We start from the raw sequence: 15,531 nt of genomic DNA, 5'->3' as shown, positions 1-15,531 counted from the left end.
TTTCTGTACTTCGTCAGGGAGGCATAGCGCCTTCGCTCTATTATATTAAGTACAAAGATAATAAGATATTCAAATGTTACTTAAACTTTATTGAAGAAGCACCTGAACTCGATGTATTCTTTTGCTTGGGAGTGCCGTAGCAGTATATGTCCGAAGCTCCGGATGCTTGTGCATTAAGATTGTCGGAGACTCTGATATGTGCATTGGAAGAGCCTGAACTTTTGATGTACGCATTAACAGTGGAGAAGTCTTTGCCTTTGAAATCAGATGCTCCCGAAAGCATTATATCGGCCTGTCTGCAACTTCCTGTTACTTGCGTGTCGCTTGAGCCGGAAGCCTTTAGAATCAGTTGTGTACATACGAGTGTACCTGAGTAGTCACTGGAGCCTCCCAGCATGATGTTGCATACCCCGGCTTTAAGCTTTCCTTTCTTCATATCGGACGAGCCCGAAAGGGATACTTCTATTTGATTGTATTCGACATCGATATCTTTGATATCCGATGACCCTGATGCACTGATTCTCAACTTTTGTCCCTTGAATGGGGATTTGAAGTAAATATCAGATGCTCCTGAAGACCTTACACTACTTAGAGCTGTAGTGCTCACTGTGACAGAGATGGATCCCGTATTTCGATATGATCCGCTTTTTAGTCTGGCGTAAAGCGTATTGCCCTTCACATATACCAACACATTGTTTACTATATCGGATTTTGCCTTCACCGTAGCAATATTACTTGTGCCGTTGTAAATATAGACGTCAATGCTGGAGCTGGCATCTATCGCATTGAATGAGCCTACATTGACCTTTTTTTCTACGTATTTTCCGTTTTCGCTATCATATGCCGGTTTGTTGGCACAGCAGGATGTAGTCGAGATCCATGTAGTGATCATTATGAGCAATAGTGTGCTCAACCCTAAGTTCGTACCTTTTTTCATTGTCTTTTGTTTTAAGGTGAGTATTTCGTGTTTAACTATCTTATTGACGTATAATTCCGTGAGATGTTACAAGTTTCTTTTATTTTCTTGCTACAGCTTTTTTCTTTCTCTCTCCAGAATCTCTTGGAGGCGTTTCACTATTTCGGGGTTGTCTGATGCTACATTGGTATATTCAGCTGGGTCGTGCACAAGATCGTAGAGTTGGGGCTGTGCCAGAATACCAAGCTCGGTGTTCGTGGATTGTTGGTAGCTATTGCCCTCTTTGGGTTCGATATATTTCCAACCGTCCGAGATTACTGATAAGGTGTGACTCGCCTCTATTACATAGGCTCTGCCTATCTCTGTTTTTCCCAGCAGTGCCGCAAGCTCATCCCTGCTGTCTGCCGGTATATATTCCGGGCTACTTACTATTTTTGCTAATGACCCCATGAGGTCGACATGACTGATCAATGCTCTGCTTTTGGACCCAGCCCTTACTTTCCCTGCAGGCCAGCGTACGATAAAAGGTACTCGTGTGCCGGCCTCGAATGCACTATACTTTCCTCCTCGAAAAGGTCCCCAAGGTTTGTGTCGCCCCAGCTTCTCTACAGCCTGATCCTGATAGCCGTCGTCTACTACAGGTCCGTTGTCGCTAGTGAGTATCACGAGGGTGTTTTGCGTTATTCCCATAGAATCAATAGCCGCCAGCACTTGGCCTACGGAGCCGTCGAACTGGGCTATGGCATCGCCACGAGGCCCCATGTCTGTAGCACCTGCATAGCGAGGGTGTGGAACTCGTGGTACATGAATATCATTGGTACAAAAATAAAGGAAAAAGGGCTGATCTGTGCGGCTGTGCTCTTCTATATATTTCACCGCATGAGCGGTAATGCTATCGGCAATGTTTTCATCTTTCCAGAGAGCTTTGCGACCGCCTCTCATATAACCTATACGTGATATGCCGTTGACGATGCTCATGTCATGTCCGTGACTGGGCTTCAGCTTGGTAAGAAGTTCAGGATGGGACTTACCCGTGGGTTGGCCGGGAAAGTTATGGGTATAGCTTACTTCGATAGGGTCTTTGGGATCCAGATTGACCACTCGTTGGTTTTCCATATAAACGCAGGGAGTGCGATCTGCTGTTGCAGCCATGATATAGCTGTAATCAAAGCCGATCTCTTTGGGCCCGGGAGCTACGGTAGTATTCCAGTCCTGTCTGCCTGTCTCTGCACCCAAGCCCAAGTGCCACTTGCCTATGGCGGCCGTGTGGTAACCTGCCGACTTCATTACATCAGCCAGGGTGAGTGTCTCAGGACTAATAATCAGTTTGGCATCACCTGCAGCTATCCCTGTATCTTGGCGTCTCCACGGATATAGACCTGTAAGTATTCCGTAGCGACTGGGCGTACTCGTAGCAGCACATGCGTGTGCATCGGTAAACATGCAGCCTTCCTTAGCCAACCGATCTACATGAGGTGTCTTCACGGTATTGACACCTGAAGCGGCATAACAATGAAGATCACCATATCCCACATCGTCGGCTACTATCATGATAATATTTGGGAGCTGTTCGGCGATATTTTGTGATAGAAGTGAGGCGGGAAACAAGGACGCGAATCCGATAGGGAGAATAACTGTCTTCATCTCTTTTTAGTGTAAGAATTAATATCGATCCAACTTAGGTAATGCAATTTACTTATTCTATCTTATAAATCCAATATTTCTTTATTGTATACTTATTCTCATCCATGCGTGGCAAGAAGAGCATAGCAGACTATGCTTGCCCTGTTATCATCGGTCTTATCAAATCCCCTCACTGCTGTTCAAAGAGTTGTTCTATATTATAGTTTCACCCAACAGTACAAAAAGGAAATCTAATACCATACGTAGAAAAAATGGGGGCTACTAATACCTTTTCGTTGAAGACGTGTCTATATCGTAAAACACAGCTGTCAAAACTTTGGCAAGACGGAGCTACATAGAAGAACACAAGTCTTACCCTCTGTAACGCCTACTCCAAGACGGGCTGTGTATACAAGATAAAACACAAAAGGAAGTCTGACTAAAAAAACATTGCATCCATGAGAATCATGAGTAAGAAAAAAACATTTCATGTATTGCTGTTCTGCTCTATGCTTACTCTGCTGTTGTCTACACATGCCTATGGGCAAAAGGTGACGGTGGACTATAGGCAGCAATCGATCAAGGTTGTGCTGAAAGGTATAACCGATCAGCTCGGGTACACACTGGCTTATAGCAAAGAGGCTGCCAATCTTAATGACCAAGTCTCTATCAAGGCCTCCAATGAAGAGTTGAAAAGTGTACTGGGGCGTCTCTTGAGTTCAAGACATCTTGATTATGAGATTAAAGACAAGAAGCTTTACATCCTCTACAAGAATGAAATGACAACACATACAAATACCACTACAACTCAAAAACAACAAACCGGTAAGAGCATATCCGTAAAAGGCTCTGTAGTGGATGATAAGGGGGGACCTGTGATAGGAGCCAGCATTACGATAATAAACAAATCGGGTGGTGTGACATCGGACGTAGCGGGTAAATTTGTGTATAATTTTACCAAAGGGGATCGTATCAGAATCTCGTCCGTAGGTTATGCCTCGCAAGTCTTGGTGTACAACGGCGAGGCTACTCTCAAGATTGTACTCAAGGAAGACTCCGAACTTCTCAATGAAGTAGTGGTAATAGGTTACGGTACTATCAAAAAAAGCGATATGACGGGAGCTGTATCTTCTGTAGATACCAAAGAGCTGGGCAAGATAGCTACCACTAATCCTGCAGAAGCACTGCAAGGCAAAGTGTCCGGTGTGAGTGTGCGTAAGATGGGGGGTAATGCCGGTGCCGGTGTGAATGTGAAGATCAGGGGTATTAGCACCTTTGGCAGTAATGAGCCTCTTTACATCATTGACGGATTCCCGGGTGATATCAACAATGTAAACCCTCAGGATATAGAGTCTATGGAGATTCTCAAAGATGGTGCTGCTGCTGCGATCTATGGATCTGTTGCTGCTAACGGAGTGGTTATTATCACAACTAAAAACGGTAAGAAAGGTAAAACAAAGGTGGACTTCAACAGCTATGTAAGCTTTGTGAACGTAGCCAAGAAGTTGGAGATGCTTGATGCCCAAGGCTACAAGCAAGTACACAAGCAGATGTACGAAAACTATAATATGTACGCAACGGATGATGAGAAGATCAAGTTGCCTGCCTATATCACCAACCCTTCTGATGTGAATACGGACTGGCAGGACGCCATATTACGCACGGGACTTTCGCAGAGTTATCTGTTGAGCATTCGTGGAGGTGCAGACAATGCCACTTATTCCCTTTCTTATAACAGGGCTGCCGACAAGGGTATCTTCCTCGGTAATAACTACAGGCATGACAATGTGCATGCCAAGCTGAATCTGACCAAAGGGATATTCAAGATAGAATCTCATTTCGGATTTAAGTTCACCGATACCAAGCAACCCGGTTACTCACTCAAGGAGATGTATATGATATCCCCATTGGTGCCTATACTCGATCCCAAACAACCAAGTGGCTATGGACTCACAAATTTTGATGATCTGCCCAATAATAGAAATATTATGGCCGATTATAATTTTCAGAAGTATTCCAATAAGTCGTACCATACCACAGCCAATGGCGCACTTACTGTCAATATCACCGATTGGCTCAATTTCAAAACAGCTTACGGATACAGGGGCGAGCATCAGAGACGCGCTTATCATACCCCGGTGTATGTGGCGGACTACAAGTCTAAATCCGATTTCCCAACCAACAGCGAGACTACTGGCTACTGGGATGAGCAGGTGTTTGATAATATTCTTTCATTCAACAAGACTTTCGATAAACACTCTGTCAATGCTATGGCGGGTACTTCTATCACTGATCGTAAATACTCCTGGAACTCGGTATCGGTTGAGGGCAAGACTATTGTATATAAAGTAGAGAACGGCAGACTTGTTACTACTGAAGAGCCAAAGGGATTTCTCGACCAAAGTTTTGAGACGATCGATGCAGGGAAAGGCGGTACTTTCGATGGTAGCGGTTCCAAATGGATTTACAGAAGAGCGTCTTTCTTCGGGCGATTGAATTACAGCTATGATAGTCGTTACCTTCTTCAATTTACTATACGTCGTGATGGTTCTTCTAAGTTTGGTAAGGACTCTCGTTGGGGTACTTTCCCCTCTTTGGCACTCGGCTGGAAGATAAGCGAAGAAGACTTCTTCATTAAGGATGGCTTTATCAACAGTCTTAAGTTGAGAGCAAGTTGGGGTCGCCTTGGAAATGAGAATGCTTTGGGCTATTATGATTTCCAGGCTCTTATAAATACTGCCAACAACAAAGCTCAAGGCTATGTCAAAGGCAATGGTGAGAATCCGTGGCCGGGAAGTATAGCACGAGATCTTGAAAATAGGTCTCTGCAATGGGAGACTTCTGATAATAAGAATATCGGACTCGACTTCGGACTTTTCAATAATAAGCTCACCGGATCTTTCAACTATTTCTATAATCAGACCGAAGACCTCCTTATTACCAAAGTATTGCCCCCTTCTGCGGGGTATTATGACCCGGTGTTGAATGTGGGCAAGATACGTGACACCGGTATTGAATTTGAGTTGAAATACAATGGCAATATAGGTGACTTTAAATACGGTGCAGGCATGAACTTCAGCTTTATCAATAATAAAGTAGTGTCTCTGGCTGAAAAATACCAAGTATTATATGGCGAAGGCCTGAAATACGGATCAGAACATTTCCCTACCCAGACCCGAGAGGGTAAGCCTATCGGTAGCTTCTTCCTCTATAAAACGGATGGGTTGTTCCAGTCGGAATCAGAAGTGAAGGCATACAAAAACGATAAAGGAGTACTGCTCCAGCCTGAGGCTCATGCAGGAGACCTTAAATTTAAAGATATCAATGGAGACGGAGTTATTGATGAGAATGATAAAGAATATTGTGGCAATGCTACTCCTAAGTACGAGCTCAATTTCAACCTGAGTGCTGAGTACAAAGGCTGGGACTTCGTTGCCGTGTTAGGCGGTGCTTTCGGATACAAGCTTTATAATGGTAATAAATATTTCTATGAAGGGATGAATTCGGGATCCAATTTCCTCAAATCAGCCTTGGATGCATGGACACCCACTCATACCAATACATCTGTGCCACGAGCTGTGTACAAAGACCTCAACGGTAATCTCAAAGAGTCCGACCGATTCTTGGAAAAAGGCGACTTCTTCCGCCTGCGACAAGTGCAGCTTGGATATACATTGCCGACAGAGTGGACTCATAAACTGTACCTAGACAACCTCCGCTTCTATGTCAGCGGCGAGAATCTTTTTACCCTCACATCTTATAAGGGTATCGATCCGGAGTTCTCACGCTCCAGTGTCTTGAGCAACGGTATTGATAAGCTCATCTATCCGTTTACTCGTTCTTACACCATAGGTTTACAGCTATCATTCTAAAAAAGACAAACACAATGAAAAAGTATATATATAGTTCATTCCTGTTGATGTCTTTGTTATTGACATCATGCGACAATTTCCTTTCGGTAGAGTCTCCCGACAAGCTTACCACCAAGAAATTCTGGAGAGATAAGAAAGATGCTGAGTCTGCAATAGCTGCAGCGTATTCACAACTAGAGTACTCTGTAGATACATGGGCGTTTGCCGAAGTAAAGTGGCCTGTGGAGGCTTATAGGGAGGATATCATTACGCTTGGTAATGATGCTATGAATTATCCCAATTGGGTAGAATTGTCTACGTTTTCTTATACCAACGGTAATTCTCAGGTTACCGAATACTGGAAGAATAATTATGATGGAATCAATTTTTGTAATCAGATATTGGAGAATGTTCCCAAGATAGATAAGAATAAGATTGATGATGCTTCAAGAGCACAGATCTTGGGCGAAGCTCATTTCCTTAGAGCGTACTATCATCTCAAACTTTTGCTCAACTGGGAAAAGATTGTGATAAGAGATAAGTTCATCGCCGGCACACAAGACCTCAAGAAGCCTGTATCGGAGCGTGTGGCATGTTGGGATGCCATAGTGAGTGATTTGAAACAATCGCTTCGATTGCCTGCTCGATATGATGCAGACAATGTAGGACGTGCTACTTCCGGTGCGGCATATTCGTATTTGGGCTTTGCGTATCTTACTCGCGCATATGAAGAGAAGGCGAAGAAAGAGGAGTATTTGGGACAAGCTTTGGAGGCCTTCGAGCATGTCAAAGGGTATGAGTTGGAGGAGAAGTTCAGTAGCATGTTCTCCGGTGTTAACAAGAATTGTAAAGAATCTGTCTTTGAGCTTCAGTTTTCTATGAATACTGCCAGCGGAGCCAATTACCGTACCCAATTCCATAAGTGGATAGCAAGCTCTGAGCTTGGAGGCTGGGATGAAATACTTCCCAGCCAAATACTCATTAGTGAGTTCGAAAAAGAAGGAATGATCTCTACCCAGAGTTTGTATGATAAACGTATGTATGAGACTCTATTTTTCGACACACCCTTTTACAACGATGGTAAAAAGAAAGTGTTTGGCAGTGATTACAAAGATAAGTTCGGAACCTCCAAGCGCACTGTATTCCGTAAAATGTTACCATCCACACAGCAGGGGATGGATCAGAACTATTGTGCTATCAATATCCCTTTGATGCGATATGCCAATGTCATGCTTTTCAAAGCCGAAGTCCTGAATGCCTTGGGACGTTCGGCAGAAGCCATTCCTCTTATCAATGAGATACGAAAGGTACACGGCAATATGCCCCCGATGAAAGGCTCTTCACCGTCCGAGGTAATGGCACAGATAGAGCATGAGCGCATGATAGAATTCCCGTTGGAAAACTGGCGCTGGTACGATCTTCGCCGTTGGGGTAAGCTTACGCAGGCCATGAGCGCAGCCAAAAGAAGCGGTTTCAATGAGAGTAAAAATAGTTTCTATCCGTTACCGTTAAAAGAAGTATTGGCCAATCAATAATCTTTATGCAGGTATCGTATTTACGAAACCTGCTCAAAATATAAGCAGTAAATCTTTTCATGTCATGGCTTTGTCCGGGAGCGTCAGCTCCCGGTGCATTGCCTCATAACAACCTGTTGGTGATGGGTGATTGTACTGCTTTTTTCTCCGCATTTGACACAAAGCGATTACTTTTGCAGAGTAGCGGTACACTCTGTGTGTGCCCGTTATATTTATCGAGTAATCATCTTATAACATCTTTTTATTGACCATGCTTATTATCATATGCTTTCTGATTTTGGGGATAGGTATAGGCTATCTTTTCAGGCACAATAACCTCAAGTACGTAAGCAACATTATATCTGTGCTTACGTGGTTACTATTGTTTTTTATTGGTTATGAGTTTGGTTGCGACCGCAGTATCCTTGCCAATCTGACCAAAATCGGTTTTGATGCTTTGCTTATTACCCTTTTTGCAGTTCTTTTTAGCTGCTTGGCGGCCAAATGGACTTTAGGGTATTTTCAAAAATTCTATAAACGCACTGGTCATGAAAAGTAGTGTTATTACAGCCCTCATGTTTATTGCAGGACTCGTGCTTGGTGGTATGGGCAACGTTATTCCGCCACACGTCATCCCTGACAAATTATCTTTCTATCTACTCTGCTTCCTTCTCTTGTTTGTGGGCGTATCTATCGGGAGTGATGAGCGTGTAATAGGCAATTTTAGAAATTTTCAGGGGATACTCTTACTATTACCATTCGCCACTATGGCGGGTACGCTGTTGGGTAGCGCTGTAGTATCTTTACTCCTGCCTCATCGTTCTATCACAGAGTGCTTGGCTGTAGGCAGTGGTTTTGGTTATTATTCCTTATCCGGCATTATCATTACAGAGTACAAAGGAGCTGAGCTTGGTGCCACAGCATTATTATCCAATGTAATCCGGGAGATCTTTGCATTGCTGGGACCGCCCTTGTTCATCAAGTATTTCGGTAAATTGGCTCCCATTGCAGTAGGGGGTGCCACCAGTATGGATACCACACTGCCCATTATCCTCAAGTTTTCCGGAAAAGATGTTTTACTTATCTCTATTATTCATGGTATAACACTTGATTTTAGTGTTCCTTTTCTCGTTAATTTCTTTTGCTCATTTTAATACAACGGTGTAAAATATGAAACGAATTTCGACCTTGATTCTATGCTACATATTTGCTTTATGCTATGCAAGCCCTCAGCAACATACTCCTCAAAGAGTAAACTCTCCTTCTGATGCTTGGTGGCAGGATCCATTGGTCAATGGGGTCAATAGAGAGCCTATGCATGCTTTTTTCAGACCATTTCGCAATGAAGCGGCAGCAATAGCGCAGTTGCGCAAGCCTGATCACGAATGGCTCAGAAGAGATTATAAAACGGAGCGTGTTATCAGTCTTGACGGCATGTGGTCTTTCAAACTTACCAAGACAGTGGAGCAAATGCCTCATTTTTATCGTCGCGGTTTTGATTACTCCGGTTGGAAGTCTATTACAGTACCCGGAAGCTGGGAGTTGCAAGGCTTCGATGTTCCTATTTATACCGATGTACGCTATCCTTTCCCGGCCAATCCCCCTTTTGTGCCTAAGGATTACAACCCTTGCGGAGCTTATATCAAAGAATTTACAGTCCCGGCCGACTGGAACGGTGAAGACATATTCATTGATTTTGAGGGGGTGGAATCCGCCTTTTATTGTTATCTCAACGGCGAATTTATAGGTTACAGCGAAGATAGCCGGCTTCCTGCACACTTTAATATTACCAAGTATGTTCGACCGGCGGAGAAGAATATTCTTGCCGTCAAGGTGATACGTTATTCCGACGGGTCTTATCTCGAATGTCAGGACTATTGGAGGTACAGCGGTATAGAACGCAGTGTTTACATATATGCCCGTCCGCAAAATAGAGTGGCGGATTTTGTGATTCACAATAAGTTTTCTCCTGATTTCAGAGAGGCTACTTTGTCTTTCAATCTCACTCTCTGCAATCCCCGGGGGATGGAAGTCCAAGTCAAGTTGCTTGATGCCGAGTCCGAGCAACTATTCTCCCGCACGTTCACTCCCGCTTCAGCTCGCGACACACTGCATACCATCGATACTCGCATCACTTCACCTCGTTTGTGGAGTGCAGAAGACCCTTATCTCTATCGGTTGGTTGTAAATACGTTCGATAAAGATAGCCATAAACCGCTCGAATCATTTTGTCACCCATTCGGACTAAGGAGTGTAGAGCTCTATGACGGGCAACTTCTGGTCAATCGAGTTCCCATTCTTATCAAGGGGGTCAACCGACACGAGCACGAACCACTAAAGGGTCGCAGCATATCTGTAGAAAGTATGATCAGAGATATAACACTGATGAAGCAGCACAATATCAATGCCGTTCGTTGCAGCCATTACCCTAATTACCCTGAGTGGTACGCTCTATGTGATAAGTATGGTCTGTATGTCGTGGATGAAGCCAATATCGAAAGCCATGGGATGGAAAACCACAAGGATGGTACACTTGCCAATAACGATCCGTGGAAAGTGCCTTTTCGCGAGCGTATGCAACGTATGATCCATCGTGACCGCAACTTCTCGTCTGTAATTATTTGGTCTTTGGGCAACGAATCAGGGTATGGAAAACATTTTGAGTCCAATTACAAATGGAGCAAGCAGTATGACCCGTCTCGTCTTGTGCAGTACGAAGGCGGAGGAGAGGAAGGTATGTCTGATATTTTTTGTCCTATGTATGCGCGTTTGTGGCATTTGCAGAAGTTTGTTAACGAAAGACAGTCACGTCCGCTTATCCTCTGCGAATATGCCCATGCTATGGGCAACAGTGTCGGTAATCTAAGTGATTATTGGGATCTTATTTATAAGCACAAGAATCTTCAGGGTGGTTTTATCTGGGATTGGATAGACCAGACCTTTGAGCGACGTGACTCCGCAGGGCGGATTATACAAGCATACGGCGGAGATTTGGGGTGTGTGGGCGTGCCTAACGACTCTAATTTTTGTGCCAACGGGTTAGTGTCGGCAGAGAGGGTACTTCATCCGCACATTCATGAGGTAAAGAAGGTGTATCAGTATATCCGCTTTGCTCCCGCTGCTTTTTCAGAAAATAGCACCAAGATAACTAACTTGCATGATTTTATTGATTTAAGTGACTATTATTACCGTTGGACTATTCTTGCCGATGGTCATCCCATCCGTACAGTGACAGGTGATTTCCCTTCTACTCCCCCGGGTAAAAGCTCTTTCATCAATATCCCCTTGGGGGCTTATGCTCATGCTTCCGACGGTAAAGAATACTTTCTCAATATAGAAGCTTTGACTCGAAAAGATAAGGGGGTATTGCCACACGATTTTGTAGTGGCTGTGGAGCAGATCCCTCTCAACTCTGTAATCTTGCCCAAACCGCATCTTACTTCTGAAAGTAAAAGTATCGATGTGCGGGAAACCTCGCTCATGATAAATATAGGATCGCCTTTTGTGAAAATCGGATTTGATAAATCTTCCGGAGAGATGACTTCCCTTGACTATGGTTACGGTAACATCCTACTTAGGGGGTTGCAACCCAATTTTTGGCGTGCCCTTACAGACAATGATGTGGCCAACGGTACTGCCGAGCGCTGTGGCGTATGGAAAAGAGCATGGAGCAATAAACGATTGCTATCCATACGGCACGACAAGGTGAAAGGAGGTGCCGTACGTGTATCATGTAAATATCTGCTTACTCAAGCTCACTGTGCGGTAGACCTTTTCTATGATATTTATCCCGGCGGACTCATCGGTGTGACTCTGAATTTCTCTCCTGTCGACAGGAAGTTAGCACTGCCCGAACTACCACGGTTGGGTATGAGCATGACGGTGTGGAAGCATTTTGACCAAGTAACTTGGTATGGCCGTGGCCCTCATGAGAACTATCAGGATCGTAAGTCTTCCGCTCTTATCGGTATGTACCGATCATCCGTTTGGAATCTGTTTACACCCTATGTGCGCCCACAGGAGACAGGCAATATGTGTGACGTCAGGTGGATGAGTTTTACTGATCATGAGGGTAAAGGGTTCAAGGTCATGGCGCATCAAGCCCCATTGAGCATGAGTGCGTGGAATTTCGAACAGGAAGATATCGACTACATCCCATTCAAGATCAATCGTAAACACGGGGGTAGCATTGCCCAAAAAGAATTTGTAAGGGTAAATATAGATAAAGTGCAGATGGGTGTAGGTGGTGATAACTCATGGGGAGCTAAGGTGCACCCTGAGTATACCGTAAGTCCCGTAGATCAGCAGTACTCGTTCTATATCATGCCCTTGGGGATAAAGCGTTCAACTTCGGAATAAATAATAATATCGTATAATCAATGAAATATATCAAATATAGTATCGCTTCCGTATTGCTCCATATCTCTGTATGTAGTATAGTGTACTTATTCATGCCCCTAAGGATGGTGGCGCAACATGACTGTACTCACACTCTGTCTCGGTACCGTCTTGATGTCGCATATCCCAATATTTTTGACATCTCATACACCCCACAGGAGAAAGCGAAACCCAACGGATTCTTTTCCGATTGCGGTGCGTGGTTCGGATACACTATGCCACAACGAGATCGTTGGGTCAACGGCTTTTGCGGGCCATTCAGCTTGGACAAGTATAAATGGTTTGCTCGCTCGCTTGTACGTGTCGATATCCCTTTGAGCAGTTCTGACTCTTTAGTGGCGGATAGTACCAATTATTATCCCGGTGGCTTATACCTTAGTTCACGTAACACACATGCTGCCGTGGAGCAGCGATTGGTGATTACCGATAGTACTACTTCTTTATTGCATATACGTTGTCATGGTGTAGACCTATTCTCCCTCTCTGCTGAGGGGTTAGCCCCCGATACTGAGATTACAGCCAAAGACAATTTGATCTGCTTTTATAATAAATCATTCGATGAGAGTGTGCTTTTGCAGTTGCCCCCTTCTTCCCGTCTTACGGTGAAAGGGGATAATTACGCAGCTACTGTGCCTGCCAAAGAGGCGTATCTCACGCTTACATTCCGCTCAGGTCGTTTGTCGGCTGATAGTATATGCCCCTTGCCTATAAAACCTTGTGAGATACTCAAGAGCCATCATCAGCGTTGGGAACAGTATATTTCTCAAGTATTACGTCCGGACATGCCCCAAGCTTACAATCGTATTGCTGTCAAGTGTATAGCTACGCTTATCACCAACTGGAGGGCGCCCAAGGGTGACTTGTTGCATGCGGGTGTTGTGCCCAGCCATGCTGCCGGTTATTTCATGGGTTTTTGGGCTTGGGATTCATGGAAGCATGCTGTAGCCCTAGCTTACTTCCATCCCTCACTTGCCAAAGAACAGATCAAGGCGATGTTTGATTACCAGTTGCCTGATGGCATGGTTGTCGATTGTGTGTATGCCGATAAACGGGAAAATAATTTGCGAGACAGCAAACCGCCTTTGGCTGCATGGGCGGTAAATGAGGTGTATCAGCTCACGGGCGATGTAGACTTTGTGCGGGAGATGTATCCCAAGTTGATGAAGTATTATTTGTGGTGGTATCAGAAACGGGATCACGATGGCAATGGTATCTGCGAATACGGTTCCACTGACGGCACACGCGAAGCTGCTGCATGGGAGAGTGGTATGGACAATGCCATACGCTTTGACGCCGCCGCTATGTTGAAGTCTGCTGATGATGCCTGGAGTTATAATCAGGAAAGTGTCGATCTCAATTATTACCTGTGCTATGAGCAAATGTTGCTCAAGCGTATGGCCGGGCTTTTGGGTTTAGAGTTCAAAGGCTCTCGTACCGATCTCGATAAGCTTTCCCGTGCATTTTTCGATGAGCAAACCGGCTTTTTCTATGACAGGCGTTTGGGCTCCGGGGCTCTCATACGTCATCAGGGTTGTGAAGCCTATACTCCCATGTGGACGGGTTTGGCAGCGCCTGCACAGGTAAAGGCCATGTATCCCATTTTGCGCAAAAGCTTTAAGTTTTCTACCTATATTCCTTTCCCTACTGTTGCTGCCGATAACAAGAGATATAAGACCGATGGCTACTGGAGAGGTTCTATTTGGTTGGATCAGACTTATTTTGCAATCCGAGGGCTTAGAAATTATGGTTACAGAGCTGTCGCAGATGTTTATACACGGCAGGTTTTCGACCGTCTTCAAGGCCTTCAGGGCTCATCGGCAATATATGAAAATTATGATTGTCATTCGGGTAAGCCGCTTCAGGCAGCCCATTTTAGCTGGAGTGCTGCCCATTTGCTGATGCTATACCACGATTACGGCCGCTAAGACTGTGTCGAATAGAGCTCTGTATTTTAGATTTCCGGTTTGGGCAGGAGGTCGTTTTACCCCCCCCCCAATTTATTCCCTTATTAGAGCTGGTTTCCTGATTGGACACCGTTGCATAGCAGGCCAATTGCTTCGTTGCTTGCGAGATTCGGGCTTGGTCATTTACCTGAAGTAAACTCCCTGTGCACTCACTCTTAGCGCCTTGCACTTTACCTTCTCTGCCCGGTCAAAGTGTCTTTTGTCGGCTTTGCCTCCAAAATCCATGAGACTGTTGACTTTTGCAACAGTCTCGATTGACATTTTGTCAAAATATGCGTCCGTCTCTTTGGGTATAAGAATAATTGGAAAGGTCTGTTTGAAAGTAAACTAAATATATTGTGGATAGGTATATCAGCGTTGAAATTTATCGTGTTTAAGTTAAGAGGTAGGGCTTATTTGTACAAAGTATAAATAAGAAATGGCTTTTATAGGAATAAAACCTTCACAGTTACACCCCTTAATAAAATGGGTGTTAGGATTTAGACTACAAAGCGAATAATTATAAGATATACCCGCCATATATTTCATTCCATTGTCTTTATACTTGCCTGGGCTTGATTAGCTGTTATGTTCAAAATCCTATTAGGCTGGGTCAACCGTCCGTGCATAATAAGTCAACAGACCTTATATGACAAGTCGATCGACGGTCTATGATAGGTCTGTTGTCTTTATACATGAAACTGCCAACTTATTATGATCGGTTGGAGCTGTTAGCACATGACTGTAAAGTTTGGGAAGTGGTGTTGAGGGTAGTCTTGAAAGAAAATGCAGGCTCCTGTACAAGCTAATGATTAACTATCTTGGAAGAACGGATAGATGCAATATGGGGTATAGGATTTCGGTATTTAGGAGCTATGATGCATCGGCTGTATTCGGGTGAGGATAAGCTATACGCTGTATAGGTTTGTAATGTATCATAGCTAATGGACTTCATATTTATGTATTGAGACCGTTGCATAGCAGGCCAATTGCTTCGTTGCTTGCGAGATTCGCGCTTGGTCATTTACCTGAAGTAAACTCCCTGTGCACTCACTCTTAGTGCCTTGCACTTTACCCTCTCTGCCCGGTCAAAGAGTCTTTTGTCGGCTTTGCCTCCAAAATCCACAAGACTGTTGACTTTTGCAACAGTCTCGTATTGGTATCAATTAGGATTAATTCGTGAGTAGTCAGCACAATTTAGGATAAGCATCAATCTGTACAATGACAAAGATACAACATCATGCACCCTCTTGTCAAGACCTCGTCTTGATGTGACACACTGCGTA

Annotated in this window: 9 protein-coding genes; 6 read left to right on the top strand and 3 right to left on the bottom strand. The window is 44.3% G+C overall.

Translation table 11 applies throughout. The features are described 5' to 3' along the window. Positions 1 to 76 precede the first annotated feature (76 nt). Positions 77 to 937, bottom strand: coding sequence for a head GIN domain-containing protein (locus VYJ22_RS00645; protein ID WP_329904423.1), 861 nt, complete (start codon positions 935 to 937; stop codon positions 77 to 79). A 90-nt stretch (positions 938 to 1,027) separates the two neighbouring features. Beyond that, complete coding sequence (locus tag VYJ22_RS00640) at positions 1,028 to 2,560, bottom strand: sulfatase-like hydrolase/transferase (RefSeq protein WP_329904422.1); 1,533 nt, start codon at positions 2,558 to 2,560, stop codon at positions 1,028 to 1,030. 758 nt (positions 2,561 to 3,318) lie between these two features. Between VYJ22_RS00640 and VYJ22_RS00635 the strand changes: the two genes are divergently transcribed. The 6 genes from VYJ22_RS00635 to VYJ22_RS00610 all read left to right on the top strand — a co-directional run bounded on the left by VYJ22_RS00635 (position 3,319) and on the right by VYJ22_RS00610 (position 14,227). After that, on the top strand, positions 3,319 to 6,411 hold the full coding sequence (locus VYJ22_RS00635) for a SusC/RagA family TonB-linked outer membrane protein (protein WP_407989485.1): 3,093 nt from the start codon (positions 3,319 to 3,321) through the stop codon (positions 6,409 to 6,411). A 14-nt stretch (positions 6,412 to 6,425) separates the two neighbouring features. Beyond that, positions 6,426 to 7,925, top strand: a complete 1,500-nt coding sequence (locus tag VYJ22_RS00630; protein WP_329904419.1) for a RagB/SusD family nutrient uptake outer membrane protein — start codon at positions 6,426 to 6,428, stop codon at positions 7,923 to 7,925. 250 nt (positions 7,926 to 8,175) lie between these two features. Continuing rightward, a complete protein-coding gene (locus VYJ22_RS00625; RefSeq protein ID WP_329904418.1) occupies positions 8,176 to 8,463 on the top strand; it encodes a LysO family transporter in 288 nt (95 codons plus the stop codon). Continuing rightward, positions 8,453 to 9,058 (top strand): lysine exporter LysO family protein, encoded by a 606-nt coding sequence (locus VYJ22_RS00620; protein ID WP_329904417.1) that lies wholly within the window; start codon positions 8,453 to 8,455, stop codon positions 9,056 to 9,058. Before VYJ22_RS00625 ends, VYJ22_RS00620 begins: the two co-directional genes overlap by 11 nt. A gap of 16 nt (positions 9,059 to 9,074) precedes the next feature. After that, positions 9,075 to 12,263, top strand: coding sequence for a glycoside hydrolase family 2 TIM barrel-domain containing protein (locus VYJ22_RS00615; RefSeq protein WP_329904416.1), 3,189 nt, complete (start codon positions 9,075 to 9,077; stop codon positions 12,261 to 12,263). Between the two features lie 20 nt (positions 12,264 to 12,283). Then, positions 12,284 to 14,227: an MGH1-like glycoside hydrolase domain-containing protein gene (locus VYJ22_RS00610; protein ID WP_329904415.1), complete on the top strand. Its 1,944-nt coding sequence runs from the start codon at positions 12,284 to 12,286 to the stop codon at positions 14,225 to 14,227. An 823-nt stretch (positions 14,228 to 15,050) separates the two neighbouring features. Here VYJ22_RS00610 and VYJ22_RS00605 read toward each other — a convergent pair. Then, positions 15,051 to 15,269 carry a hypothetical protein gene (locus tag VYJ22_RS00605; RefSeq protein WP_329904413.1) on the bottom strand — a complete coding sequence of 73 codons (219 nt, stop codon included), beginning with the start codon at positions 15,267 to 15,269 and terminating at the stop codon, positions 15,051 to 15,053. Positions 15,270 to 15,531: the final 262 nt, after the last annotated feature.

This window comes from Porphyromonas pogonae, from assembly GCF_036320655.1.
GTDB lineage: Bacteria > Bacteroidota > Bacteroidia > Bacteroidales > Porphyromonadaceae > Porphyromonas > Porphyromonas pogonae.
The sequence above is the reverse complement of the archived record's forward strand: the minus strand, read 5'-3'. Positions and strand labels throughout refer to the sequence as shown.